The following is a 25,692-nucleotide window of genomic DNA, read 5'->3' on the forward strand; positions in this document are numbered from 1 at the left end:
TGTATGTCTCCTTTGTATAATTAGGGTGGTAACTATATTATACAAAAAAGAGAGCTGAGTAAAACATTTTTTTTAAATGTTACTCAGCTTTTTTTATGTAAAAAAGTTCTGTCTGATGACAGTATTTCGGTTTTTATAACGTAAATACGTTTAAAAATATACAAAAGAAACTTTTTTAGAATTTTTTGTATTTTTTATTGACACGTAATAAAAAATGTTATATATTTATACCAAGAAGATAATGTATATACATCAATTAAACGTATTTACGGTACAAAAAGGAGGTGTAATAAAAATGTATGAAGAATTATTGAAAACATTAAGGGAAGAAAAAATAGTAGCAATATTAAGAGATGTTCCTTTAGAAAAATTTGAAGATACATTGGATATTTTAAAAGAAGAGGGAATAAAAATACTTGAAATAACATTGAACAGTAAAGATGTAGAAAAACAATTTGAAATAGTGAACAGAAAATATTCTAGTGATTTTATAATAGGAGCAGGAACAGTAGTAACATTAAAGGGATTAGATTTTGCAGCAAAAAATGGAGTTAAGTTTATACTTACACCTAATCTAGATGAAGAAATACTGAAGGAAGCAGAAAGAATTGGAATGTTTTGTGTATGTGGTTTTTTCACAGCTTCAGAAGCTATGAAAGCTAAAAAATACAGCTGCTGTAAAATTTTAAAATTATTCCCAGCAGGAGAAATACCATTCTCTTATTTAAAATCTTTGAGAGGACCAATCAACGATCTTGAATGTATGGCAGTGGGAGGAGTTAACAGAAATAATGTTTCAGAATTTTTAAAAGCAGGTTTCAGCTGTCTTGGTATAGGAAGTTCTCTAGTAGATAATAAACTTATAAAAGCAGGAAAATTTCATGAATTAAGAGAAAATATAATTGCTATAAAAAAAGCTGCTGAAAGTTTTTAGCAAGGAAATGGTGAGAATGAAAAAAATAGTAACAATTGATGCAGGAACTTCTAATTTAAGAATCAGAATTGTAGAAGGAAAAAATATAATTTTTGAAAGAAAAGAAAATTATGGAGTGAAAATTGGAAAAGAAAAATTTGAAAATGAACTGTACAAGCTTCTAAAAGAATGTATAAGAGAGAATAAAATAGAAAAAGAAGAAATTGAATGTGTAATTGCTTCTGGAATGATAACATCATCTTTAGGATTAATGGAAATTGAACATTTAATTGTTCCTGTATCTTTAGAGAAATTTTCTAAGAATATAAAAAAAGTTAAGTTCTTTGAATTTGAAATATATCTGATAACAGGAATAAAAGTAGAAAAAGAATATTTTAAAGATGAACATCTGAAAAGTATAGATGTAATAAGGGGAGAAGAGGTAGAAGTATTTGGAATACTTGAAGAAATAAAAGTAGAAGAGCCAGTACTTGTAATTCTCCCAGGTTCGCATAATAAATTTATAGAAGTATCTGATGGAAATATAGTTGACCTTCTTACAACTATGAGTGGTGAAATCTATGATGTAATGACAAAATATACTATATTAAAGACTTCTGTAGATGAAAAATTTGCTGATAAAATAGAAAAAAAATATTTGTCTTTGGGGAACAAAGCAGGTAGAAAATATGGAATAAATCAAGGTTCGTTTATGCTGAGAGGACTTGATTTATCGCAAAAACTTACAATAAATGAGAAGTCAAATTATCTTTTAGGATTGGTTTTAAGCGAGGATATAGCCTCTTTAGAAAAAAATGGATATTTAACAAAATATAAGAAAATAATAATAGCAGGTGGAAATATAATTGCCAAGGGATTGTTTGAACTTCTTTCAGATATGAATTTAGATAATGATATTCAGGTAATTATATCTAGCGAACTGGCAACGAGGGGAGCATTAAAAATCTGGGAAGAAAGTAAAAAGTAAGGTGGGATATTATGTTGAATAAGTCGACTTTGAAAACAATGGAAATACTTGAAAAAATTTCTAATTCAAAAAATGGAATGACAATAACACAGCTTTCAAAAGAACTGGAAATTCCAAGAAGTTCTGTAGATGATATAGTAAAAGCTTTAGTCTCAAAAAAATATCTTTATTGTTCTGATGAAAGTTTGAAGCTATACCAGCTTGGAAATAAAATATTTGAACTTTCATTAAAAATGAGAGGAAAAAGAGAGGTTTTGGATATAGTAACACCATTTTTAAAGGAATTAGTTGATGAATTTAATGATACATTATTCTTTGGATTAAAAGATGAAGATGATGTATTGTATCTTTCAAAAATGGAAAGCTCAAAGACTGTAAGGACTACAGCAGTATTGGGAAGCAGAAAATCATTGTACTATACAGGACTTGGAAAGGCTATCTTATCAACTTATTCTGAAAAAGATTTAGATGAATATATTGCAAGAACTAAATTAGAACCAAAAACTAACTATACAATAGTTGATTCTGAAAAATTGAAGGAAGATATTCTGGAGGCTAAAAGAAGAGGATATTCAATAGACTACAGAGAAGGAGATGTGGAAGTTTCCTGTGTAGCAGCTCCAATATATCAGGATGGAAAAATATTTGGAGCAATAAGTTTAGCAGGGTTATACACGACAATAGATGAAGAGGAAACAAAAAAAAGAGGGAAGAAAATAAAAGACACAGCAGAGAAGATATCAGAAATTTTAAATTAAAAAATTAGGAGGAGTGAAGATGAAAAGATTTTTAATGGTATGTATGTTTATTGTTTTGTCAACATTGGGGTATGCTGAAAAAGTTATGAGAGTAGGGCTGGGGGTTCCAGAATCACATTTTGAATATAAAGGAATGGAGCTTTTTAAGAAAAATCTTGAAGAAAAAACAAACAAAGAGATAAGAGTAGAACTTTATCCATCGAATCAAATAGGGGTTGATCAGGAAGTTCTTGAACAAATAAAATTTGGAGCAGCGCATATGAATCTGCCTGATCCAGCAGTATTAGGAACATTTGTAAAAGAATTTCAGTTTTTATCTTTCCCTTTTATATTTGATAGTCAGGAAAAAGCCATGGAAGTATGTAATGGCGAATGGGGACAGGAATTATTAAAGAAATTAGAAAAAGCAGGATATGTAGGACTTGGATTTGGACCATTTGGTTTTAGACATGTAACAAATAATGCAAGAGAGATAAAGTCTATTGAAGATTTTAAAGGTTTGAAAATCAGAACAATGCAAAATCCTTTACACTTAAGAGTATTCAGAGCTTTAGGAGCAAATCCTACACCAATGCCTTTCAGTGAATTATTCTCTGCTCTTCAACAAGGGGTTGTTGATGGACAAGAAAATCCAATGATGAATATTTATTCTCAAAAAATTTCTGAAGTTCAAAAATATGGAACAATGACAGGGCATGTTTACAGCTGGGTTGTATTAGTGGTGGGAAAAAATTTCTATGATTCATTGACACCAGAACAACAAACTATAATGCAGGAATCTGCTGATATAGCTATAGCTTATATGGCAGAATCAGTGGCAAAAGATGATGAAACAGCAAGAGAAGAAATGGCAAAAACAGGGTTAGTATTTGTAGAACCTTCTGAAGAGTTTAAAACAAAAATAAAAGAGATAGTAGCTCCAATATTAGAAAAAGAAGGAGATAAAATCAATAAAGATATGTATAAAAAACTTAAAGAAGCAACAAAATAAATTTTTGATGAATAGGAGATAAAGATGGGCGAAAGAAAAGAATTTGAGTACTATGTAATAACTGGAGCAATGTTGTTGCTTGTACTTATGGGAGTGCTGCAAATATTATTCAGATTTGTTCTCAATTTTTCTTTATCATGGACAGAGGAATTAAGCAGATATTTATTTATCTTAATGGTCTATACTGGAGCTTCATTGGCTCTGAAAAGAAAAAAACATGTTAGAGTGGAATTGATAGATATTTATGTAAAGAGCAAGATAAAAAGATATATTTTTATATTTAATGATATAGTGATGATTTGGTTGTTATTGTTAGTAGGATATGCAGGATTGAAAATTTCTATGACAACATATGAAATGGAGCAGTTATCTCCTGCTTTGGGGCTGCCTATGTATTTAGTTTATGGAATAATTCCGCTGACTTTCTTATTTGGAGCTTGCAGAGCTTTCCAAGTTTTGATTGCTGAAATCAAAGGAGGGAAAGAATAACAATGCAGATATTTATGATAATGATGATAGTATTTATAATTGCCATATTTATAGGAATTCCCATTGCATACTGTATAGGTATTTCTGGGCTGGTAGGATTATTTATTAGTGGAATAAGTGTAGAGTTTGTAGCCAAAACAGTTTTTACTGGATTGGATAGTTATACATTTCTAGCTATACCAATGTTTATCCTTGCAGGACTGATAATGGAAAAAGGTGGAATATCCAATAGGCTGATAAAGCTTGCCACTTCATTAGTAGGAAATGTTTATGGAGGATTGGGAATAATAACAGTTATAGCTTGTTTCTTCTTTGCAGCTATTTCAGGATCTTCTCCAGCAACAGTTGCAGCTATTGGAGCAATGATGATTCCAGCTATGAAGGAAGAAGGATACGATACAGCCTTTGCAGGAGCGTTAACAGCAGCTTCTGGTTCTATGGGAGTATTAGTTCCTCCATCAGTTACAATGATAATATATGCAATTACAGCAGAGGTGTCAATAGGGGAATTATTCCTTGCAGGATTTGTACCTGGAGCACTTTTGACAGTGTGTCTGATAGTTACAGTATATATAATAGCTAAAAAGAATAATTACAGAAGTAAAAAAGTTGAAAGATTGTCAGGTAAAGATTTTCTTAAAGCAGTTTGGGATGCTAAGTGGTCAATGCTGATTCCATTTATAATTCTTGGAGGAATCTACAGTGGAATATTCACAGCAACTGAATCTGCAATTGTAGCAGTTGTTTATGCTTTAGTAATAAGTATATTTGTTCATAAGGAATTAAAATTCTCACAAGTGCCTGCTATAGTAGCACAGGCAGCTTTGACAACATCAACTGTAGTAATAATTTTAGGGTTTGCAATTGCATTTGCAAGATATTTAACAATGGCACAAATTCCACAGGAGTTTGCTAAAGAAATATTGAGATTAACAAATAATGTATATGTAATATATCTGATGTTTATAGCTTTAGCATTTGTGGCTGGAACTTTTATGGCAATAGAAGCACAGATTTTAATTTTCACACCAATGTTCCTTCCTATCTTGAAAAACTTAGGAGTAGATCCAATACATTTTGGAATAATCTTTATAATTTCAGCACAGATAGGATTCTTAACACCACCAGTTGGAGTAAATCTATTTGTTGCACAAGGAATATCGAACTGTTCAATAGTAGAGCTTTCTAAGAGGATACTGCCATTCTTGGCTGCAATGACTTTTGCACAAATGGTACTGTTGATATTCCCAGATATTGTAATGTGTTTGCCTAGACTATTTTTTTAAGGAGATGAAATAGAAGATGAAAATAACAAAGTATGAATTATTTGAAATTCCACCAAGATGGCTGTTCTTAAAGATAGAAACTGATACAGGATTAGCTGGATGGGGAGAACCAGTAGTAGAGGGAAGAGCAAGTACTGTAAAAGGTGCAGTAAAAGAATTGATGGATAACTATATGATTGGAAAAAATCCACTGGCAATAGAAGATCATTGGAATGTATTATACAGAGGGGGATTCTATAGAGGAGGAGCTATTATGATGAGTGCTCTTGCTGGAATAGATCAAGCACTTTGGGATATAAAAGGAAAATATTTAAATCAGCCAGTGTATGAATTAATGGGTGGAAAATGCAGAGATAAAATGAAGGTTTATTCTTGGATAGGTGGAGATAGACCCAATGATGTAGCAGCAGCAGCTAAAGAAAAGCAGGAGCAAGGATTTACAGCAATAAAAATGAATGCTGCAGAAGAATTACAGTTTATTGATTCATATGAAAAAGTAGATGCTGTATTAGAAAGAGTAGCTGCTATAAGAAAAGCAACTGGAAAATATTTTGGTATTGCTGTGGATTTTCATGGAAGAGTTCATAAACCAATGGCTAAAATACTGGCTAAGAAATTGGAAGAATATGATTTAATGTTTATTGAAGAACCAGTTTTATGTGAGAATAAGGAATCTTTCAGAGATATTGCCAATGCTACTTCTATTCCGATAGCAACAGGAGAAAGACTATTTTCAAGATGGGATTTTAAAGATATATTGTCCAGCGGATATGTAGATATAATACAGCCAGATTTATCACATGCTGGAGGAATTACAGAAGTTAAAAAGATCGCATCAATGGCAGAGGCATATGATATAGCAGTAGCTCCACATTGTCCTTTAGGACCAATAGCACTAGCTGCATGTCTTCATTTAGATGCAACAACATATAATGCTGTAATTCAGGAACAAAGTATGGGGATACATTATAATAAAGGCAAAGATGTTTTAGATTATGTAAAAAATAAAGAAGATTTTAAATTTACAGATGGATATGTAGATATTTGCTCAAAAGCAGGATTAGGAGTAGATGTCAATGAAGAACTTGTAAGAGAACTTTCAAAAGTTCCTCATAACTGGAAAAATCCTATATGGAGACATAAGGATGGATCATTTGCTGAATGGTAAAAAGAAAAAAGATAGGTGGAATTTCCACCTATCTTTTTGCATTCATACCTACATATCCAGTATTATTTTATTTAAAACTTCTAAAGGTGACAGATCACGAAACTCATCTCTCAGCTTTTTTTCTTTTGCTTCCATTTCCTCTTTTTCTTCTGGAGTAAGAGCATTAGGATCATACTTTGGAGGAGCCATATATTTTCTTATATCATATTTTGATACAACTCTGTCAATAGGATCAAAATATATTGTAAGAATAGTTTCTTTGAGAGACTCTTCATTTTTTAATATTTTCTCAGGGAGCAGTTTTTTTAATATTTCTTTGTGTTCTTCAGTATTGTTTAAGTAGTAGCTTCCATTGTAATAAGTTATACCATAAAATCTATTTTTTTTAGCAATAACAAAATCAGGTTTTCCAAAGAATTCTCTCATTTCTTTTTCAGTAGACCTGTATGGAATTATCACAGGGTTAAGAGATCTCTCAACATGAAAGACAAACATTTTTTCTGTGACAGAAGAGCACCCAGTTAAGAAAATAATACAGATAATGGTGTACAGAAGTCTGGGAACTTTATTCAGTTTCAAGGGAATACCCTCCTTAAATTTTTATATAATCATCTATGAAAATTATAACATAAAATTATGGCTTTTTTAGAAAATTTTAAAATAAAAAATACAAAAAAAAGAAATAAATATGGTATCATAATTAATAAGGTTAAGAGAATAAAATCGGGGGATAAATCAAGTAAAATTAGAGAAAATATGAATAAATTGGGGGAAAACTGATATGAGGGAGAGAGATAGTTTAGAAAAAATATGGAAAGACATTGAAAAAGTATTTTTAAAAGCTATGGAAAAAGATGAAACAGTAAAAGAAAAATATGATTTTATCTGCAGAGAATATCAGAAATTTCTTAGTAATTACTTTGATTTTAAAGAGATAGCGGATAATCTTTTTGATGGTATTTATATATCTGATGGAGAGGGAAAAACTCTATTTATAAACGAGGCCTATACAAGAATAACAGGAATAACTAAAGAAGAGATAATTGGAAAAAATGTAAGAGATATATTGGCAAAGGGAGATATTTATAAAGGGGCAGTAACTTTAGATGTAATAAAGGAAAAAAAGAGAATAAATAATATTGGGAAAATAGTCAAACTGGATAAAGATGTGTTGGTAACTGGGAGTCCGATATTTGATAAAAATGGAAGGGTTGAGCTTGTTGTTATAAATAATCGGGATATCAGTGAATTAAAAGAATTAGAAAATAAAATTGAAAAATTGAAAAAAACCTCTTTGAAAGTAGATGAGGAGATAAAATTTTTAAGAAGCAAGCAGATGTCTAATAGAAAACTTGTATATAAAAGTGAAAAAATGAACTCTATATTTACCTTGATAAATACAATAGCTCCAACAGATGTGACAGTTTTAATAACTGGAGAATCAGGAACAGGAAAAGAATTAATAGCTGATGAGATTTTTTATAAAAGTTTCAGAAAAGAGAAACCTTTTATTAAAGTGAATTGTGCTGCTATACCAAATGAATTATTAGAAGCAGAATTATTTGGATATGAAGGGGGAGCATTCACAGATTCTAAAAAAAATGGGAAAATAGGTATGTTTGAATTGGCAAATGAGGGAACTATTCTATTGGATGAAATAGGAGATATGCCTATAAAATTACAGACTAAGCTTTTAAGAGTGCTTCAGCAGAAAGAGATTATGAAGTTGGGAGGAACACAGCCTATAAAATTAAATATAAGGATTATAGCTTCTACCAATCAAAATTTAAAAGAGCAGATAAAAAATGGAAAATTTAGGGAAGACCTGTTTTATAGATTGAATGTAGTTCCAATAGATATAGAACCTTTAAGAAAGAGAATAGAAGATATTCCAGAATTAATATTTGAATTTTTAAGTATCTTTAATAAAAAATATAATAAAAATATTAATATAGAAAAAGAAGCTGTAGAAATTCTTGAGAGATATCAATGGCCTGGGAATATTAGAGAATTAGAAAATTTTCTTGAAAGAATAGTAGTAATAAATACAACTGGAACAATTACATTAAGAGAAATAGCTCCAATGATAGATAGTGATGATTTCTTTATGGAAGTAAGTGATTATGATTTGAAAAAAGCAGTATCTTATCTGGAGAAAAGAATGATAAGCAAAGCTTTAAAAAACTTTGGGTCAACAAGAAAAGCAGCTAAGCATTTAGGGATTGATCAATCAACAGTAGTTAAAAAATGTAAAAGTTTAGAAATAGATATTCTTAAACTGAAAGAGTATGAGCGATGAAATTTGGAATAGGTCAGATGAATTTTTTCATCTGACCTGTTTTTCTTTATTTTAGAGTTAAAAGTGTAAAAATTCACATTTTTAAAATAAAACGATGAAAATAATCATCTATAATGAAAAATATACTTAATCATAAACTATGAATAAATGTAAATTTTATAATTTGATAAAAGATGGCATAGCATTTGCTTTATTAATTTATACTAACAATAAAATATAAATGGAGGGTGAATTAATATGAGTAAAATAATAATAACAGTAGCTCCAACAGGAGCCTGGCCATCTAAAAAAGATAATCCTAATATACCTTTAACGCCTGAAGAAATTGCAAATGATGTGTATGAATGTTATAAAGCAGGAGCTTCTGTAGCACACCTTCATATGAGAGATGATATGGGGAAAGGAACTATGGATACTAAGAAATTTGAAGAAACAGTTAAACTTATAAAAGAAAAATGTGATATAGTTATTAATCTAACAACTTCAGGAGATTTAAATGCTACTGATGAAACTAGGCAGGCACATTTAAAATCAATAAAACCTGATCTTGCTTCTTATGACTGTGGTTCTATGAACTGGATGCATAATAGTTTATTCATTAACCATCCAAAATTTTTGGAAGAATTGGGATATACAATGCAGGAAAATAATGTTAAACCAGAAATTGAAATTTTTGATGCTGGAATGATATACAACTCATTGTATTATATAAAGAAAGGAGTTTTAAAAGAACCAGTACATTATCAATTTGTATTAGGAGCTGCAGGGGGAACAGCTGCAACTGTTGAAAATCTGGTTTATTTAAAAAGTTTAATACCAGAGGGAAGTACTTGGTCAGCATTGGGAATTGGAAGAGGACATATACCTATTCTAATGACAGCTATTGCCATGGGAGGACATGTGCGTGTAGGAATGGAAGATAATGTATATTATGGACTAGGAGAACTGGCTGTTTCAAATGCTCAGCTTGTAGAAAGAGCAGCTAGACTGATTGAAAATTCTATGAATGAAGTAGCAACTCCAGCTGAAGCCAGAGAGATTTTAGGTTTGAAAAATGGAGATGAGTAATTATGATAAAGAATATTTCAGTTATAGGTGCTGGAACAATGGGGCATGGAATAGCAGAAGTTTTCGCTCTGCATGGATATAATGTAAGTTTATACGAAACTAATGCAGAAATAAGAGAAAATGCAAAGAAAGTAATAGAAGAGGAGCTTTTATTTTTACTGGAAAATGATTTTATAAAAAAAGATGATATTCAAAAAACAATAGAAAATATAGAGATGTTTTCTGATTTAAAAGAGGCAGTAAAAGATGCTGATTATGTAATAGAAGCAGTTCCAGAAAGGATTGAATTAAAACAAGAATTATTTAAACAGTTAGATGAATATTGTAAAAAAGAAGGAATCTTTGCAAGTAATACATCAAGTTTGAAATTAGATGAAATGAGCAGAGATATAAGTGAGGACAGAAAGAAAAGAATAATGGTATGTCACTGGTATAATCCAGCTCACTTAATGCCTATTGCAGAGCTGTCATTTTTTGGAAATATGCCTAAAGAAATATATAAAGAAGTGGAAAAACTTTATTCTAATTCTGGAAAACAGACTGTAAAGATTCTAAAGGATGTACCTGGGTTAGTTGCTAACCGTATACAACAGGCAATAGCCAGAGAAGTATTTTCATTGATAGAAATGGGAGTGGCAGAACCTGAAGATATAGATAAGGCATTAAAATTTGGACCAGCATTCAGATATGCAACATCTGGTCAATTAGAAATAGCTGATATAGGAGGGTTAGATATTTGGTGTACTGTAGGAGATAATTTATTGAGTGTTATGGATAATAGAAAAGAAGCAAATCCATTGTTGAGAAAAAAGGTGCTTGAAAATAAATTGGGAATGAAATCAGGAGAAGGTTTTTTCAAGTATCCTAAAGAAAAAATAAATGATATTAAAAATAAATTCAATAAAAAATTGATTATACAGCTGAAAACATCAAAAAACTATGAAGAATAAAATTAGGGGGATAAGATATGGAAAATTCTAAATCAACAAATAAAGGAACGTTTTTGTGGAGATTGAGTAAAAAATTTCAATTTGCAGCAGATAAATTAATTCCTGACTCATTTGTATTTTGCTTGATACTTACTTTTATAGTTTTTGTTTTAGGGATAATTTTTACAAAGACTGGTCCTGTAAAAATGGTTATACACTGGTATAATGGATTGTGGACTCAAATGACTTTTGCATTCCAGATGGCATTTATGGTAGTTACATGTGCTGTATGTGCAAAATCAAGGCAAATAAAAAAAGTATTGAGAAAAATTGCAAGTATACCAAAAACACCAATGGGAGCTATGATACTTTTGATGGGGTTTGGGTATATTTCTAGCTTTGTCAACTGGGCTTTTTGCACAGTAGTTACTCCCATTCTAGCTATGCAGCTTTCAAAACAGATAAAAGGATTACATTTTCCAATGATGATTGCAGCAGGATACTCAACTATGATTTTGGGGCAATGCTTAGGACCAAGTGCATCTGTTTATGCTCTTGTTGCAACAAAAGGACATTTTCTTGAGAAAGAAATAGGAATATTGACACAAGCAGATACTGTATATAACAATGTAAATGTAATTTTATTTGTAATCATGGCAGTATTTACTGTATTACTAAGTATTTTTACAGTTCCACCAAAAGAGGAAATTGTAGAATTTAAAACTGCTTTAGATGAGGAAGAGATTAATGAAGAAATAGAAGAAAATGAAACAGTTGCTGATAAATTAAATGGAAGCAGAATAATAATGTATCTTATAGGAATTTCTGGAATTTTAGTTTTGGGAAATACATTTATAACAAAAGGATTTTTAGGAGCTTTAAGCGTGAATTTTATTATATTTTTATTTATTACACTAAATTGTTTTCTATACAATACTCCAAGAAAATTTGTTGAAGCATATAAAGAAAATATGTTTTTAACTACTGAGATAATAATTCAATTCCCGTTTTATGGGGGAATAGCAGGAATGATGATGGATTCAGGATTTGGAGCTGTTGTAGTTGGAGCAATTATAAATGTTGCAAATGCTTCTACTATGCCAGTATGGGCGTATATATCTGCATCTGTAACGAATCTGTTTATTCCTTCTCAAGGTGGTCAATGGATAGTTCAAGGACCATTACTGGTAGATGCAGCTAAACAGGTAGATGCAAATATACTGTATGTAATAAATGCTTTTGTATATGGAGATGAAGCAACAAATTTACTGCAGCCTCTATATGTTATTCCAGCATTGTCAGTTGTAGGAATGAAACTTAAAGATGTATGGGGATTTATGGCTTTCATCTGGATATTTTGGCTATTAATTACAACAATTGGACTTTATATAATACCTATGTTTGTATAAAAAAATGAGAAATATATGATTTTATATGGAAAGTAATTTAAATAAATAAAAAATAATCTGCTTTTTTTGATGCTTAAAAATAAAAGAAAAAGTATATATTAGCAGAAATTTATAAAATAAAAGAGGCTGTACAAATTAGTTCACTACAAGTCACTAATTTGTAACAGCCCTTTAGTTATTTTACATCAAAAAAGCAGCAATAGGATAACCAATGACAACTGTTATAAGTGTTGCAATAGCCATAAAAAGAAATCCATATTTTAATATACTGCTAGTATCTGACCAACCAGATCCTATTGCCATAGCTACATGTGGCATAGCAGGCGGAGTAGCAAAAGCATAAGCAGACATCATTCCGATTATAGCAACTATTGCTGGACAAGATATGGCACCATTTGTAGCTTGAATAAGGGGAATGGCAACTGTAGTTACAACAGTCACTGTAACCATATTAGAAGAAAAATTAGTTTGCAGACATGCCCATGCAGTAAAAGCAAGTATCAACAGTATTGGTGATATTCCTTGAAGAGCAGGACTAAGGACATCTATGAGGTATTGAGTAAGACCTACATTAGAATTAGTCATAGCACTTCCAGCAGCAAGAGTTCCAGCTCCCATTATTACACTTGGCCATTGTACACCTTTTTTCATTCCTTCAGCAAAATTCAGTAATGGTTTTCCATCAAAAGAAATAATAGAATAAAGTATTATTCCAAGTATTGGCGGCATAGCAGTACCCATACGACTTATTTTTATTATTTCTGGAAAAAAGTCTTTTAAAAGACTTGGAAGTACCCAAAGAGCAACTATCAAGCAAAAGATGGTAAGAATAGAAACCTCTTTTTTATCCATAGGTTTTAATTCATTTTTAAAAAAGAAACATCAATATTTTTAATTTGTGATAGATCAGGATTTATAATAAATCTGAATATCAGCAGAAGAAAAAATGTACATACAAGTCCTACTGGTATGGCAAATGCCATATATTGAGCATAACCAATAGTAAGCCCAGTGGCAGTAGTGTAGAATCCCATAGCCATAATACTGAATACATGAGCTATCGGAGTCATTCCAGCAGAGATTGAAACACAGAATGTAAGACCTATCATCAGCATATTACCTATTTTATCACCTTTTTTTAATCCTAATATTTCATGTATTTTTTCCAATATAGGAAGAAAAACGACAAATAAAACGGTAGGAGAAACAAAACAACCAATAGTTATAACTGCTGCAAGAAAAGATATTATAAACATCCAAGGACCTTTTTTAGACATTGGACTTGTAATAAAGTATAAAGCACATCTTTTTAAAAAAGGTGTTTCTGATAAAACATAAGTACACATAAATGTACACATTAAAAAGGCAAAAGTTTCATTTCCAAATGAACTGAGGAAAACATTTTTAAAGCCTATGCTTGGAATCATACCTATTGCAGCTATACACATTAAACTTGGCCAGTCTATAGCAACTGTAAGCCATAGTAATAAACTGCCTAAAAATATACCAAGAACAGTCATTCCTTCAGGCTTCATTCCTACAGGTAATGGCATAAATCTACCAAATATTATAAAGACAAATGCTATTGCTATGTATATATTTCTTTTCAAAGTTTGAGTCATATAAATCTTTCCTCCTTATATAAAAGCTCCTTGTTTTTTTAATTCCTCTCTGATATCTTGTACATTTATATCATTGTGTTCAGCCATATAGGCAGCACCAACTCCAGCAGCATGGCCAGTTCCAAAACTTATTCCCATTACACGGACAGAAGCAAAAGCAATAGGATCAGAACTGACAGTTCTCCCTGCACTCCAAAGATTAGAAATATTTTTTGAAATAAGAATATCTATTGGAATATCATAGTAATCATCATCTTTTACCCACATATATTCAGCCATTTTTTCAGCTTTTTTATGATTTTCACAAGGCCAGGCCCCCCTTGCTATACTATTTTTATTTTTTACAGCATTTAATACTTCATTTCCTGTAAGAGTATATTTTCCAATAATATGTCTTGTTTCTCTTATACCTAGTTTAGGACCAGTAGTTATTAAAGTACAATTTTCCATTCCAGGAATATATTTTTGAAAAATCTCCATATATTTATGAGCCTGCTTTCTTGTGTTGATTTCACAAGCAGTGAGAGTTTTACAATCTAATGAATCTACCTTAACACTTGGAAGAATAGCAAAACCATCTGATTCAGTTTTAAAAATTATTCCAGAATCTTTGCTTATATTTTTAAAACCATCTCTTTTAGCACTTGTAACAGCTTTTTTTATAACTTCTGGAGATAAATCAAGATTCATATCAAAATTTCCTATTCTCATAACAGAAGTTGCCATTTGTATTGTTCCTCCAGGATTTCCAAATACTATTTCAGCTCCAGCAAGATAGGCAAGATTTCCATCTCCACTTGCATCAACAAAGGAGCTTCCTTCAATAAAAAGATTTCCCTCATCATCAATACATTCTATGGAGATTATTTTATTCTCTTTAGTGTATGCTTTGATGAGAGTACAATATAAAAGAACATCTACTTCGTTTTCTGTTATAAGTTCATCTAAAGCAAATTTTAAAGATTCAGATTCCAATGGAATGATAGCATTTCCCATAGTAGAAATTTTATATCCATTATATTTTCCTAGAGCAGCAAGTTTTTCAAGAAGCATTTGACCTACTCCTCCTATAATTTGTTGTGGTTCTTTTCCATGAGTAAAAAAACCACAATAAGAAGCAACATTTGCATTAGTAGCTTGTCCCCCTAAAAAGCTGCTGCGTTCAATTAAAATAACAGATTTTCCACTTTTTTTTGCCCCAATAGCTGCAGCTATACCAGCAGATCCACCCCCAACAACAACAACATCATACTTTAAATTTCTTTTCATATATAACTCCTTTTTGATATGTTATTTATTTTATAGTTGGATTATATCAGTAGAAATATTATTTGTAAAAATCAAAAAAACTATAAAATTAATAGTTTAAAACTATATTTAAATTGACAATAAACAATTAAAATGTAATAATATTGTATAAAATATTTTATTTTTGAAAGGAGGGAAGGGACTATAGAAAAGAATCAATTACTTTATGTGACAGCAACTGCAAAACATAACAGCATAACCAGAGCAGCTGAAGAATTATGTATATCACAGCCTTCTCTATCAAACCAAATAATAAAACTGGAAAATGAACTGGATATAAAGCTTTTTGAGAGGAAAAAGCATAGAGTAGAATTAACAGAAGCAGGAAGAGCTTTTACAGAGTCAGCAGAAGTGATTTTGAATAGTTTTAAAAAACTGGAAAAGCTTATGGGAGAGTATGCTTCAATGAATAAAGGGAGTATAAATATAGGTCTTTTACCTGTGATAACTTCATTAAAAATACCAGATTATTTATATGAATTTCAAAAGAAATTTCCAAATATAGAAATGATACTAAAAGAGGCAGGAAGCTCAGTTCTTGTTTCTTCTATTTTGAAAAAAGAAGTAGATGTGGCATTTACAATTCTCACAGAACCTATGTTGGAAAAATTAAAATCTGATTTGAATATAGTGAGATTGAGAAAAGATAAAATAGTTGTAGTAGTAGGTCAAGATCATAGATTGGCTAAATTGAAGAAAGTAGAAATGAAAGATATGGAAGGAGAAAAATTAATATTTTCCAGTGATAATTTTCAATTTCCAAATATAGTTATAGATTACTTAAAGCTTCATCAGATACCATATAAAATATCATGCAGATGTACACAATTGGAAACGACTTTTGCTCTTGTAGCCAGAAATTTTGGTATTACATTTTGCAGTGAGGTCACTGCTGGAAAACAATTGACAGAAGGGATATACAAACATCTGAATTTAAAGAGTATTCCTCTCACTCCAGAATTTGAGAGATCAATATATTTGATATCTTCTAAAAATATGGGATATCATCCAACAATAGATAATTTTATGAGATTTATAAGGGAAAAATATAATATAAAAACATTGAGATAATAAAAATTTTTGATTTATGGAGATGAACTTTTTGGGAAGAGAGTGATCCCATAAGTGCAATGAAAAATTTCAACTAAGGTAAAAGTTAAATTGCATTTATCACATATTAAAGGATTAATACTATAAATCTTAAAAAAATTTTGAGCCCATGTAATTTTAGGAATAAAAATTCCAAAATTAATGGGTTTTTTAACATTGAAATTTCTAGAATAAAGACCAAATCTTTTAACTATTTTATTAGACTAGAAATATATGATTTTATATGGGTAGAATAATTCTTTTATTTTCTTAGGGTGAATTATAAAAATATGTTAAAATAAAGCTATTAAATATGATAGAGGTAATTAGAATAGTTAAAAAATATTTGATTAAATTATTAATTAATAAAATTATTTAAAAAGGAAGGAAGAAGATAGCTATGAATATTTATACACAAAAATTTAAAGAAGTTTTATTTTCTATATTTCCAATTACAGTGATTGTGCTAATACTTAATTTTACATTAACACCTCTTGAAATACCATTAATTATAAGATTCATAATAGGAGCTTTTTTAATAATAATTGGATTGTCTATATTTTTAGTAGGGGTAGATATAGCTATAACTCCTTTAGGAAGCCAGGTGGGATCTGCTTTTGCAAAGTCAAATAAAATATGGATTGTTACTGTTGGGGGATTAATTGTAGGGTTTTTTATTTCAATTGCTGAACCAGGTTTAATTATTTTGGTTGATCAAGTTGGAATAGTCACCTCTGGACAGATATCAAGTATAAGTATTCTTGGAATTGTATCTATTGGTCTGGCAATTATGTTGGCTGTAGGATTTGTTAGAATTGTATTTAATATACCTTTATATAAAATGCTGACAATTTTCTATGGATTTGTTTTTATACTTGCTTTATTTACTCCAGTAGAATTTTTGACAATTGCATTTGATGCTTCAGGAGCAACTACTGGAATTTTAGCTGTACCTTTTATTCTAGCTTTGGCAGTTGGAATATCTTCAATGAAAAAAGACAGTAAAGCATCTGAAAAGGATAGTTTTGGATTAGTAGCTATAGCATCAGTAGGAGCAATAATATCAGTTATGATACTAAGCATTTTTTCTGGAGCAAGAGATTTTTCAGCAAAACTTGAATTTAATATTACAAAGTCTGAATCTATAATTGATCCATTTATAAAAAATATTCCAATTTTATTTAAAGAAGGATTTTTAACTATTTTACCTTTGGTTATTATTTTTTTATTTTTTCAAAAATTTTACTTTAGAATGAATAAAAAAAATATGGCAAAAATGATAAAAGGATTTATCTATGCCTTTGTTGGATTATTTTTGTTTTTAGTTGGAGTTAATACAGGATTTATGGACATAGGAGCTATTATTGGGTATACTTTAGCTTCCTATGATAATAATATATATGTTATTATTATAGCTTTTATTCTTGGATTTGTAACTATTTTAGCAGAACCTGCAGTTTATGTACTTACTCATCAAATTGAAAATGTGACAAGTGGATATGTACGAAGAAGAGCTATTTTAGTTGCTCTTGCAATTGGAGTTGGAATTGCTGTTGCATTATCAATGATAAGAATTATTGTACCAGGACTTCAGCTATGGCATTATCTGCTTCCTGGATATATTATAAGTATACTTATGAGTTATTTTATTCCTAAATTATTTGTTGGAATTGCATTTGATGCTGGAGGAGTAGCTACAGGACCTATGACTACAACCTTTATTCTAGCATTTACTCAAGGAGCAGCTGAAGCAGTGGAAGGAGCAAATATATTGACAGATGGATTTGGAATGATTGCTACAGTGGCTATGACACCAATTATAACACTTCAAATACTAGGATTTATTTTTGGAATGAAACTTAAAAAGAAAGGAGAGTTAAAAGGTGAAGAGTGATTTTATGGAGCTACAACTTGAATTGATGTATATAATAGTGGATTATGGATTGGGAAGCAAGATAATAAAATATGCAAAAAAGTTTGGAATTACAGGAAGTACAGTTTGTTTGGGGAAAGGAACAATAAAGAATTCCTTTTTAGAGTTTCTTGCAATTAATGAATCTAGAAAGGAAATTATATTGATGGTGGGGGAAAGAAGGATAATTTATTCTACAATGGAAGAATTAAATAAAAAGTTTTCTTTTGACAAACCAAATAAAGGTGTTGCATTTACTGTTCCAATAAAAGAAGCTATAGGTGCTAGAGGGCTGAAAGAAATTAATTATAATCCTGAAGAAAGTAGAGGTGTAGAAAAATCTATGTATAATCTGATAATTGTTGTTGTTGAAAAAGGTAATGGGGAACATGTTGTTGAAGCTGCAAATAAAGCAGGTTCAAGAGGGGCTACCATTGTTAATGGAAGAGGTTCAGGTATTCATGAGACAAGTAAACTTTTTGCTATGGCTATAGAACCAGAAAAAGAGATTGTCATGATTATTTCTCAAAGTTCTTTAACTGAAAAAATTGTTTCTTCAATAAGGAAAGATATCAATATAGATGAACCTGGAAGAGGAGTTATTTTTGTTCAGGAAGTTAATAAAGCTTGTGGATTATATTAAGAATTAAAAGTTGAAAATATTATTTTATTCAAAAAAAGTAAGGCTGGTTTTTGACCAGCCTTAAATGTTTTATTTAGTTTTTTCAGATATAATAGCTCCAGATGCAGCACCAACACCTGCACCAACTATAGTACCAGTACTACCACCAATTATGTGTCCTGCTACAGCACCAACTGCCGTACCAGCACCTATATGTTTTTCAGTACGGGTACATCCTGCAAATACAATGGCAAATACAGTGGCTATCAAAAAAGTTTTTTTCATTTTTATCCCTCCTTATTTGTAATGAAATAAGTCATACTTCTTAATAAGAGATATACAAAAAAAATTATACTTATCCTTTATAATTTAATAATAACATATTTTTTACCTTTGTAAGTAACACTTTCTTGAGTTTTTTTATTTATTTTTTCAAATTTTCTATGGGTATACTTTCTGGCATGTTTCGGTGGGTAGTCTTCAAAAGTTCTAGATCCCATAAGTGTAATAGTGACTTCAAGTTCAGCTTTATCAGGAGTTACAAGATAATCTTCGCCAGAATAAGAAAAGAGTATTCCAGGATACATATGATCATTTTTTATTTGTTTAAAATTGAAAGTTTTTCCTGTTTGATTAACAAGAAACTGCCCAAGTGCATTTATTCTATCTAACATTTATTTTTTCACCTTCTTTTTTCCTGTTCTTTTATTTTTTATTGATGAAGTAGCAGATTTTTTTACAGCAGCTTTTTTTTCAATAGTTTTCTTTTTAGCTACAGAGTATCCAAAACTTCCAATAGCTTCTTTAGGCATTGGAAAGTATTCTCCATGAGAATAACTTATAAGATTTGCCCATTCAAAATGAATCTTTTCATTTTCATCAAGAAGTTTTGAATCTATATGAGAACAAAGTACTTCTGCAAGAAAGAGATCATGTGTACCTAATGGAATTATATTTTTTACTCTGCATTCAATATTTACAGGACATTCATTAATATATGAACTCTTTACTTCTGTGCCTTCTACCATAGTAAATTTCATTTCTTCTATTTTATCATTAGTTCTTCCAGAACGAACTCCACAATAATCTGTTTCTCTAGTAAGTTTTCTGGTAGGAAGATTTACAGTAAATTCCATAGTTTCTTTTATATATTCATATGAAAGTCTTTCAGGCCTAATAGATATTGATAACATTGGAGGTTTTGTGCAAACAGTTCCGGTCCATGCCACTGTGAAAACATTTTCTTTACCTTCTGAATTTCTGCTTGTGATAAGAACTACAGGAACAGGATTAAGTATAACGCTGCCCTTAAATAGGTTTTTTTTCATAGTATATCCTTTCTTTATTTGTTTCATTTTTAGAAAATTATAACATTTTTTCTCAATTGCTACAAATAATAAAATAAGGATTGTGTTGCTTATAAAAAAACCATATGATATACTAAGATTATAAAGTTGAGTGAAAAAGGTGAAACTTATGAATAATTATGTTATTTTAAAAGGAAAAAAAGACAGATTAGTAATACATTTAAATTCAGAAGTAGATTTTTTGACTCTTAGAGACAGCTTAGTCGAAAAAGTAAGAGAAGCTAGGAATTTTATTGGGAATGTTCAGTTGGCTATTGAATTTAGCAATAGAATATTATCAGAATTAGAGGAAAATGTACTAATTGATCTAATAAAATTAAATAGTGATATTAATATCACTTATGTATTTTCTGAAAGTGGATCTGAAAAAAAAGATAAAATAAAATTTTTTAAAGCTGTAACAGAAGAAGGACCTACAAAATTTTTTAAAGGTACCTTAAGATCTGGGAGTAAACTGGAATATGATGGAAACATAGTAATTTTAGGAGATGTAAATCCAGGAGCATTAGTTAGAGCCAGAGGGAATGTAATAGTTCTTGGATATTTGAATGGTACTGTTTATGCTGGTCTAGATGAAGATTCAGATGCTTTTATAGGGGCTAACTATATGAATCCTATTCAAATGGTAATTGGTGCAGTTACTGCAAAGCCTATGCAAAAAGAGATTCTTGATACCAATAAGATAGATAGAAAAGGCGGATTCAAAATAGCTTATATCAAAAACAGTGAAATATTTATTGAAGATTTCAGTACACGTTCATTTTGTGAATAACCAAAAATTTATGTTGGGAGTGGATTAAAGATGGCAAAGGTGTTTGTAGTTACATCAGGAAAGGGAGGAGTAGGAAAAACAACTACTACTGCTAACCTTGGAGCTGGGTTAGCTCTCAAGGGTAATAAAGTACTCTTAATAGATACTGATATTGGATTAAGAAATCTTGATGTTGTAATAGGACTTGAAAATAGAATAGTTTATGATCTAGTTGATGTAATAGAAGGTAGATGCAGAATAGCACAGGCTCTTATCAAAGATAAAAGATGTTCTAATTTATGTCTTCTGCCAGCTGCACAAATCAGGGATAAAAATGATATAAATGGTGATCAGATGAAAACTCTGATAGAAGCTTTAAGAAAAGATTTTGATTATATAATAATAGATTGCCCTGCTGGAATTGAACAGGGATTTAAAAATGCAATAGCAGCAGCAGATGAAGCTATTGTAGTTACAACTCCTGAGATATCTGCTACAAGAGATGCAGATAGAATAATTGGTTTATTAGAAGCTAATGATATAAGAAGTCCAAAGCTTATAATAAATCGTATAAAAATGGATATGGTTAAAGCTGGAAATATGCTTGGAGTAGAAGATATTTTGGATATTCTTGCAATACCCTTGCTTGGTGTTATTCCTGATGATGAAAATATAGTTATATCAACAAACAAGGGAGAACCTTTAGTATATAAAGGAGAGTCTTTAGCAGCGGAGGCATATAGAAATGTTGTATTAAGAATGACAGGAAAAGATGTACCTTTCCTTAATTTAGATGTTAAATATGGTTTTTTTGATAAACTAAAAATGGTTTTTGGAAAGTAGGTGTGTTATGGGAATTTTTGATTTTTTTAAAAAGAATGATACTCAATCTAAGAATATTGCCAAAGACAGACTTAAATTAGTTCTGATTCATGATAGAGCAATGCTTCCTTCTGGAGTACTTGAAGATATGAAAGATGATATAATAGCTGTAATATCTAAATATGTAGATATTGATAAAGACAGTCTAAATATAGAAGTGGCTCAAAGTCCTGAAAATAAAAGAAGGACAACTCTGATAGCCAATATACCACTAATGATAAAAAAAGATGGAGAATAACATAAAAAAGGATTATCTAAAAAATTTAGATAGTCCTTTTTATTTGTTTTTTAAAAGTTTTTCATTTTTAAATTTATTTATTTTTATAAAAAAATCAAAAATAGTTTTGAGCTCACTATCATTAAAATTATCTTCAAGAAATATTTCTATTTCATTTTCTTTTTTTAGAAACTCTTTATATATATTCAGATATATTTTTGTTCCTGATTTTGTTAATGAAAGAAATAATTCTTTTTTATTAGGAGGGATTTGAAAAATTTCTATGAGTTCATAAGAATGTAGTTTTTTTATAGCTTTACTGGCATATCCTTTACTAATTTTCATTTTTTTTGATAACTGTGTAATATTTATTTTTTCACTAGAACCAATATAGTAAATAAAATTATAGTCAGCTACACTGAGATCAAGTACTGTATTTACATCTAAAGATTCATCTTCTTTTTCAGCCAGATATTGAAATTCCTTCATACTTAAATATATTTCTGGAATGAGTTTATTTTTAGGTTCCCTTGAAAGAAAATCTTTATAAAATTCTCGGCTGTCCTCTATTAAATTAAAAAATTTTTTTACAACTTTATTAGATATTTTAATCACCCTTTTCGAAAAAAGATAGTTTCTTTGGAAACATTATACAATTTAAAACCTTATTTTACAAGGAAACTAAAGAAAAAAATTAGGCTGATTGAAAATGGAAATGTTTCTTATGAAACAAAAAAAATCAGTTCTGAATAAAGAAAATAAATTCAAGAACTGTATATTGACACGATTTTAACTGTAAAGTATACTGAAAATAATAAAATATCTTGAAATTATTTTTAATTTTTAGGAGGGAGTATAATTATGAAAAAAGGATTTTCTCTTTTACAAAGAGTAGGAAGGGCATTTATGCTGCCCATTGCGGTTCTCCCTATGGCAGGAATACTGTTGGGAGTAGGAGGTGCTTTTACAAGCAGTGCTATAGTTGATACATATAATTTAACTTTTTTGGCTCCTGGGACATTGCTTAATCATATTTTGATATTGTTTTTAAATGCAGGTTCTTTTATTTTTGCCAATCTTTCAGTTATATTTGCTGTAGGAGTAGCAATAGGTCTTGCACATCAAAATAAAGAAACAGCTGCACTTTCAGCACTTTTAGGATTTCTTCTTTTTCATACAGTAATAGGAACAGTTTTGGGGTTTATGGGACAGACGCCAGATACCACAACAGTTCAGGTACTTATGGAAAAAGGAATGACTTATGGAGATGCAATCGGAAAATCATCTTTGTATACAAAAGAATTAGGAATATTTACACTTCAGACTGGAGTTTTAGGTGGAATAATTTGTGGATGCTTTTCAGCTTTTATAACAAACAGATTTTCAAACAGAACTTTACCTGATTATCTTGCATTTTTTAGCGGCAATAGACTTGTACCAGTATTAACAATGATATTTTTTATCCCATTAGGAGTAGTAGTTCCATTTATCTGGCCTACAATATTTGGCGCAGTAGTAAAGGCAGGGGAAACTTTCACTGCTATGGGGCCAATAGGAACTTTTCTTTATGGAATGACAGGAAGGCTTTTAAATGTATTTGGCCTTCATCATGCAGTTTATCCATTGTTCTGGTATACTGAGCTTGGTGGAACTATGGAAATAGCAGGACAAATGGTAGCAGGAGGACAAAAAATATTTTTTGCTCAATTGGCAGATCCATCTACTATTCATTATTCAGCTGATGCTACAAGAACCATGACAGGAGGATTTCTACCAATGATGTTTGGACTTCCAGCTGCTGCACTTGCAATGTACAGATGTGCAGATGCAGACAATAAAGCAAAAATAAAAGGAATACTTGTTTCAGCGGCCTTGACATCATTTCTTACAGGGATAACAGAACCAATAGAATTTACATTTTTATTTGTTGCTCCTCCTTTATATGTTATACACGCATTATTAGAAGGAATATCTTATGGTCTCATGCATTTTCTTAATGTTGCAGTAGGAATAACTTTTTCAAGAGGAATAATAGATTTTACTTTCTTTGGATTACTTCAAGGAATGGCCAAAACTTCATATCAATGGATATTAATATTAGGACCAATATATTCAATAGTATATTATTTCATTTTTAAATTTATGATAGAAAAGTTTAATTATATGACTCCTGGAAGAAAAGAAGGAGAAAATAAACTTTATACAAGAAAAGATTATCAAGGTAAAGCAGATAGTGATGATTTTATAGATGAAATAGTAAAAGCTTTAGGTGGGGTGGATAATATTGAGGGAATAGATGCCTGTATTACAAGATTAAGAATAACAGTAAAAGATGAAACAAGAGTTGTTAATGACAATACTTGGAAAAGCTTAAAATCCCAAGGAGTAATAAGATCAGGAAAAGGAATTCAAATAATATATGGAACTCAGGCAGAAATTTATAAGAATAAAATAATAAAAAAATATAAATTATAATAAAAAGGGCACTTTGCATAAAGTGTCCTTTTTATTTATTCATAAAGTTAAAATACAGTAGTCATTCCTAAAGTGACTGTAGGTTGCCATCTCCAATGACTTGCTGATTTTTCAGACTCTATTTCCCAGTTTCTGTACTCTGCTCCAGCTATAGCATATATACTGAAATCAGGAGTGACTTGGTATGTACCTTGAATTCCAGGATAAGCATATAAAGAATAAGAAGCTTTCTGACTGTCTTCATTTTCATGTCCGTAGAGCTTATACTGGCTCCAATTATATTGATCATATCCACCTTCAAAGACAAAATCCAACATAAATTTTTCATTACTGTTAGTATAAAGATTTGTAACATTGTATAAATATGCTTCTACATCAATAGTGAAATCTTTATCTTTATCTTTTTTTCCACTATCAAAGCCATATTTTTTTCCTAAAAAATTTTGCTGGGCAAAAATATTTAATTCAAAAGCAAAGTTTAGAGGTAATTCAGTCATTGATTCTAGATTTATCCCAACTTTATTAGCATAATAGCCATCATTTGAATCTGCCCATTCATATTCATATTTTGGCCCAATAGTAAAATTAGTAGTTTTTATATAATTGTTATTAAGCATATATTCAGCCAAATTAAATCCAGCCCAGTATTCTATTCTTTGAGTTTCATCAGCACTTACGTTTTCATATTCTATTCTAGATATGAATTCTGCTTTAGAATTTCCAATAGTTCCATGATTATAGAAATAATCTAATTTTATTTCATCTCCATCCTCACCTTTTTGCTTTGGATTATCTGAACCATGATTCCAATCAGAAAAAGATTTAACTTCAAATGCAAAAGATTGATTTTCAGTCATTTGAATATCTCCTGAAAGATTAAGTTCAGTATAATTGTTAGCAACTTCATTATTTCTGTAATTTAACTCTTCTGCCTTTCCATAAAATCTAGTTTCTAAATTTAATACTCCATTAGGTCTGAATTTTTCTTCTCTATCCCTGTATACAATAACCTCTTTTTCAATTATTTGTATGGGAGCTTCCTCAACTATAACTGGTGTTGGGACAACTTCTTTTGCAGATAGGGATGCAGCTGCAAGTAAAGAGCCTAGAAAAAGTGCTGATTTTCTCATTTATATTTCTCCTTTCAAA

At 30.2% G+C, this 25,692-nt stretch carries 27 protein-coding genes; 18 read left to right on the forward strand and 9 right to left on the reverse strand.

What is annotated here, in order from left to right:
* The first annotated feature begins 295 nt into the window (after positions 1-295).
* From E6771_RS00005 to dgoD, 7 genes are read left to right on the forward strand one after another with little or no spacing between them, the layout of a single operon-like run.
* Positions 296-934: a bifunctional 4-hydroxy-2-oxoglutarate aldolase/2-dehydro-3-deoxy-phosphogluconate aldolase gene (locus tag E6771_RS00005; RefSeq protein WP_316088716.1), complete on the forward strand. Its 639-nt coding sequence runs from the start codon at positions 296-298 to the stop codon at positions 932-934.
* A 16-nt stretch (positions 935-950) separates the two neighbouring features.
* Complete coding sequence (locus E6771_RS00010; protein ID WP_316088717.1) at positions 951-1,901, forward strand: 2-dehydro-3-deoxygalactonokinase; 951 nt, start codon at positions 951-953, stop codon at positions 1,899-1,901.
* 11 nt (positions 1,902-1,912) lie between these two features.
* A complete protein-coding gene (locus tag E6771_RS00015) occupies positions 1,913-2,659 on the forward strand; it encodes an IclR family transcriptional regulator (RefSeq protein ID WP_316088719.1) in 747 nt (248 codons plus the stop codon).
* A gap of 19 nt (positions 2,660-2,678) precedes the next feature.
* A complete protein-coding gene (locus E6771_RS00020) occupies positions 2,679-3,650 on the forward strand; it encodes a TRAP transporter substrate-binding protein (protein ID WP_316088721.1) in 972 nt (323 codons plus the stop codon).
* A gap of 24 nt (positions 3,651-3,674) precedes the next feature.
* Positions 3,675-4,139 (forward strand): TRAP transporter small permease, encoded by a 465-nt coding sequence (locus tag E6771_RS00025; protein ID WP_316088722.1) that lies wholly within the window; start codon positions 3,675-3,677, stop codon positions 4,137-4,139.
* Between the two features lie 2 nt (positions 4,140-4,141).
* Entirely contained in the window at positions 4,142-5,425 is a 1,284-nt protein-coding gene (locus E6771_RS00030) for a TRAP transporter large permease (protein WP_316088723.1), read from the forward strand.
* 16 nt (positions 5,426-5,441) lie between these two features.
* A complete protein-coding gene (gene dgoD / locus E6771_RS00035) occupies positions 5,442-6,593 on the forward strand; it encodes a galactonate dehydratase (RefSeq protein ID WP_316088724.1) in 1,152 nt (383 codons plus the stop codon).
* 48 nt (positions 6,594-6,641) lie between these two features.
* On the opposite strand, the gene E6771_RS00040 is transcribed toward dgoD, so the two are convergent.
* Positions 6,642-7,172 carry a hypothetical protein gene (locus tag E6771_RS00040; protein WP_316088725.1) on the reverse strand — a complete coding sequence of 177 codons (531 nt, stop codon included), beginning with the start codon at positions 7,170-7,172 and terminating at the stop codon, positions 6,642-6,644.
* A gap of 202 nt (positions 7,173-7,374) precedes the next feature.
* Between E6771_RS00040 and E6771_RS00045 the strand changes: the two genes are divergently transcribed.
* From E6771_RS00045 to E6771_RS00060, 4 genes are all read left to right on the forward strand, one after another.
* Entirely contained in the window at positions 7,375-8,892 is a 1,518-nt protein-coding gene (locus tag E6771_RS00045; RefSeq protein WP_316088726.1) for a sigma-54 interaction domain-containing protein, read from the forward strand.
* Positions 8,893-9,129: 237 nt separating this feature from the next.
* Positions 9,130-9,960 carry a 3-keto-5-aminohexanoate cleavage protein gene (locus E6771_RS00050; RefSeq protein ID WP_316088727.1) on the forward strand — a complete coding sequence of 277 codons (831 nt, stop codon included), beginning with the start codon at positions 9,130-9,132 and terminating at the stop codon, positions 9,958-9,960.
* A gap of 2 nt (positions 9,961-9,962) precedes the next feature.
* On the forward strand, positions 9,963-10,910 hold the full coding sequence (locus tag E6771_RS00055) for a 3-hydroxyacyl-CoA dehydrogenase family protein (protein ID WP_316088728.1): 948 nt from the start codon (positions 9,963-9,965) through the stop codon (positions 10,908-10,910).
* 17 nt (positions 10,911-10,927) lie between these two features.
* Positions 10,928-12,298 (forward strand): short-chain fatty acid transporter, encoded by a 1,371-nt coding sequence (locus E6771_RS00060; protein ID WP_316088730.1) that lies wholly within the window; start codon positions 10,928-10,930, stop codon positions 12,296-12,298.
* Positions 12,299-12,478: 180 nt separating this feature from the next.
* On the opposite strand, the gene E6771_RS00065 is transcribed toward E6771_RS00060, so the two are convergent.
* The 3 genes from E6771_RS00065 to E6771_RS00075 are packed head-to-tail and all read right to left on the reverse strand — an operon-like array spanning position 12,479 to position 15,189.
* Complete coding sequence (locus E6771_RS00065; protein WP_316088732.1) at positions 12,479-13,150, reverse strand: anion permease; 672 nt, start codon at positions 13,148-13,150, stop codon at positions 12,479-12,481.
* 5 nt (positions 13,151-13,155) lie between these two features.
* A complete protein-coding gene (locus E6771_RS00070; RefSeq protein WP_316088733.1) occupies positions 13,156-13,920 on the reverse strand; it encodes an SLC13 family permease in 765 nt (254 codons plus the stop codon).
* 15 nt (positions 13,921-13,935) lie between these two features.
* Entirely contained in the window at positions 13,936-15,189 is a 1,254-nt protein-coding gene (locus E6771_RS00075) for an FAD-dependent oxidoreductase (protein WP_316088734.1), read from the reverse strand.
* 183 nt (positions 15,190-15,372) lie between these two features.
* Here E6771_RS00075 and E6771_RS00080 point away from each other — a divergent pair, with 183 nt between their 5' ends.
* The 3 genes from E6771_RS00080 to E6771_RS00090 all read left to right on the forward strand — a co-directional run bounded on the left by E6771_RS00080 (position 15,373) and on the right by E6771_RS00090 (position 18,872).
* On the forward strand, positions 15,373-16,299 hold the full coding sequence (locus tag E6771_RS00080) for a LysR family transcriptional regulator (RefSeq protein ID WP_316089036.1): 927 nt from the start codon (positions 15,373-15,375) through the stop codon (positions 16,297-16,299).
* 418 nt (positions 16,300-16,717) lie between these two features.
* Positions 16,718-18,211, forward strand: a complete 1,494-nt coding sequence (locus tag E6771_RS00085; protein ID WP_316088735.1) for a DUF1538 domain-containing protein — start codon at positions 16,718-16,720, stop codon at positions 18,209-18,211.
* Positions 18,201-18,872: a P-II family nitrogen regulator gene (locus E6771_RS00090; protein WP_316088736.1), complete on the forward strand. Its 672-nt coding sequence runs from the start codon at positions 18,201-18,203 to the stop codon at positions 18,870-18,872. The genes E6771_RS00085 and E6771_RS00090 overlap by 11 nt, the downstream gene beginning before the upstream one ends.
* A gap of 69 nt (positions 18,873-18,941) precedes the next feature.
* Here the strand turns inward: E6771_RS00090 and E6771_RS00095 are convergent, their stop codons facing one another.
* From E6771_RS00095 to E6771_RS00105, 3 genes are all read right to left on the reverse strand, one after another.
* Positions 18,942-19,136, reverse strand: coding sequence for a YMGG-like glycine zipper-containing protein (locus E6771_RS00095; protein ID WP_316088738.1), 195 nt, complete (start codon positions 19,134-19,136; stop codon positions 18,942-18,944).
* A 77-nt stretch (positions 19,137-19,213) separates the two neighbouring features.
* A complete protein-coding gene (locus E6771_RS00100) occupies positions 19,214-19,525 on the reverse strand; it encodes a hypothetical protein (RefSeq protein ID WP_316088739.1) in 312 nt (103 codons plus the stop codon).
* Positions 19,526-20,179: a flavin reductase family protein gene (locus tag E6771_RS00105; protein WP_316089038.1), complete on the reverse strand. Its 654-nt coding sequence runs from the start codon at positions 20,177-20,179 to the stop codon at positions 19,526-19,528. It abuts the gene before it with no gap.
* A 148-nt stretch (positions 20,180-20,327) separates the two neighbouring features.
* On the opposite strand from E6771_RS00105, the gene E6771_RS00110 reads away from it, so the two are divergent.
* The 3 genes from E6771_RS00110 to minE are packed head-to-tail and all read left to right on the forward strand — an operon-like array spanning position 20,328 to position 22,089.
* Positions 20,328-20,990, forward strand: a complete 663-nt coding sequence (locus tag E6771_RS00110) for a septum site-determining protein MinC (protein WP_316088740.1) — start codon at positions 20,328-20,330, stop codon at positions 20,988-20,990.
* 30 nt (positions 20,991-21,020) lie between these two features.
* Positions 21,021-21,812 (forward strand): septum site-determining protein MinD, encoded by a 792-nt coding sequence (minD, locus tag E6771_RS00115; protein WP_316088741.1) that lies wholly within the window; start codon positions 21,021-21,023, stop codon positions 21,810-21,812.
* A 7-nt stretch (positions 21,813-21,819) separates the two neighbouring features.
* The gene (gene minE / locus E6771_RS00120) at positions 21,820-22,089 is read left to right on the forward strand and encodes a cell division topological specificity factor MinE (RefSeq protein ID WP_316088742.1); all 270 of its coding nucleotides are present in this window, start codon (positions 21,820-21,822) and stop codon (positions 22,087-22,089) included.
* 39 nt (positions 22,090-22,128) lie between these two features.
* Here the strand turns inward: minE and E6771_RS00125 are convergent, their stop codons facing one another.
* Positions 22,129-22,683, reverse strand: coding sequence for a MarR family transcriptional regulator (locus E6771_RS00125; protein ID WP_316088743.1), 555 nt, complete (start codon positions 22,681-22,683; stop codon positions 22,129-22,131).
* A 246-nt stretch (positions 22,684-22,929) separates the two neighbouring features.
* Between E6771_RS00125 and E6771_RS00130 the strand changes: the two genes are divergently transcribed.
* Positions 22,930-24,543, forward strand: coding sequence for a PTS transporter subunit EIIC (locus E6771_RS00130; RefSeq protein ID WP_316088745.1), 1,614 nt, complete (start codon positions 22,930-22,932; stop codon positions 24,541-24,543).
* 47 nt (positions 24,544-24,590) lie between these two features.
* On the opposite strand, the gene E6771_RS00135 is transcribed toward E6771_RS00130, so the two are convergent.
* Positions 24,591-25,673: a hypothetical protein gene (locus tag E6771_RS00135; RefSeq protein ID WP_316088746.1), complete on the reverse strand. Its 1,083-nt coding sequence runs from the start codon at positions 25,671-25,673 to the stop codon at positions 24,591-24,593.
* Between the last annotated feature and the right edge of the window lie 19 nt (positions 25,674-25,692).

The sequence above is a fragment of the Fusobacterium sp. genome (genome assembly GCF_032477075.1).
Lineage (GTDB): Bacteria > Fusobacteriota > Fusobacteriia > Fusobacteriales > Fusobacteriaceae > Fusobacterium_A.

Excerpts from the sequence above, each read along its gene's own strand:
- E6771_RS00095 (WP_316088738.1), bottom strand. The coding sequence starts at position 19,136 with ATGAAAAAAACTTTTTTGATAGCCACTGTATTTGCCATTGTATTTGCA.
- E6771_RS00055 (WP_316088728.1), top strand. The coding sequence starts at position 9,963 with ATGATAAAGAATATTTCAGTTATAGGTGCTGGAACAATGGGGCATGGA.
- minE (WP_316088742.1), top strand. The coding sequence starts at position 21,820 with ATGGGAATTTTTGATTTTTTTAAAAAGAATGATACTCAATCTAAGAAT.
- E6771_RS00045 (WP_316088726.1), top strand. The coding sequence starts at position 7,375 with ATGAGGGAGAGAGATAGTTTAGAAAAAATATGGAAAGACATTGAAAAA.
- E6771_RS00135 (WP_316088746.1), bottom strand. The coding sequence starts at position 25,673 with ATGAGAAAATCAGCACTTTTTCTAGGCTCTTTACTTGCAGCTGCATCC.
- E6771_RS00065 (WP_316088732.1), bottom strand. The coding sequence starts at position 13,150 with ATGGATAAAAAAGAGGTTTCTATTCTTACCATCTTTTGCTTGATAGTT.
- E6771_RS00110 (WP_316088740.1), top strand. The coding sequence starts at position 20,328 with ATGAATAATTATGTTATTTTAAAAGGAAAAAAAGACAGATTAGTAATA.
- E6771_RS00025 (WP_316088722.1), top strand. The coding sequence starts at position 3,675 with ATGGGCGAAAGAAAAGAATTTGAGTACTATGTAATAACTGGAGCAATG.
- E6771_RS00015 (WP_316088719.1), top strand. The coding sequence starts at position 1,913 with ATGTTGAATAAGTCGACTTTGAAAACAATGGAAATACTTGAAAAAATT.
- minD (WP_316088741.1), top strand. The coding sequence starts at position 21,021 with ATGGCAAAGGTGTTTGTAGTTACATCAGGAAAGGGAGGAGTAGGAAAA.
- E6771_RS00050 (WP_316088727.1), top strand. The coding sequence starts at position 9,130 with ATGAGTAAAATAATAATAACAGTAGCTCCAACAGGAGCCTGGCCATCT.
- E6771_RS00005 (WP_316088716.1), top strand. The coding sequence starts at position 296 with ATGTATGAAGAATTATTGAAAACATTAAGGGAAGAAAAAATAGTAGCA.
- dgoD (WP_316088724.1), top strand. The coding sequence starts at position 5,442 with ATGAAAATAACAAAGTATGAATTATTTGAAATTCCACCAAGATGGCTG.
- E6771_RS00130 (WP_316088745.1), top strand. The coding sequence starts at position 22,930 with ATGAAAAAAGGATTTTCTCTTTTACAAAGAGTAGGAAGGGCATTTATG.
- E6771_RS00075 (WP_316088734.1), bottom strand. The coding sequence starts at position 15,189 with ATGAAAAGAAATTTAAAGTATGATGTTGTTGTTGTTGGGGGTGGATCT.
- E6771_RS00070 (WP_316088733.1), bottom strand. The coding sequence starts at position 13,920 with ATGACTCAAACTTTGAAAAGAAATATATACATAGCAATAGCATTTGTC.
- E6771_RS00100 (WP_316088739.1), bottom strand. The coding sequence starts at position 19,525 with ATGTTAGATAGAATAAATGCACTTGGGCAGTTTCTTGTTAATCAAACA.
- E6771_RS00060 (WP_316088730.1), top strand. The coding sequence starts at position 10,928 with ATGGAAAATTCTAAATCAACAAATAAAGGAACGTTTTTGTGGAGATTG.
- E6771_RS00010 (WP_316088717.1), top strand. The coding sequence starts at position 951 with ATGAAAAAAATAGTAACAATTGATGCAGGAACTTCTAATTTAAGAATC.
- E6771_RS00085 (WP_316088735.1), top strand. The coding sequence starts at position 16,718 with ATGAATATTTATACACAAAAATTTAAAGAAGTTTTATTTTCTATATTT.
- E6771_RS00020 (WP_316088721.1), top strand. The coding sequence starts at position 2,679 with ATGAAAAGATTTTTAATGGTATGTATGTTTATTGTTTTGTCAACATTG.
- E6771_RS00105 (WP_316089038.1), bottom strand. The coding sequence starts at position 20,179 with ATGAAAAAAAACCTATTTAAGGGCAGCGTTATACTTAATCCTGTTCCT.
- E6771_RS00030 (WP_316088723.1), top strand. The coding sequence starts at position 4,142 with ATGCAGATATTTATGATAATGATGATAGTATTTATAATTGCCATATTT.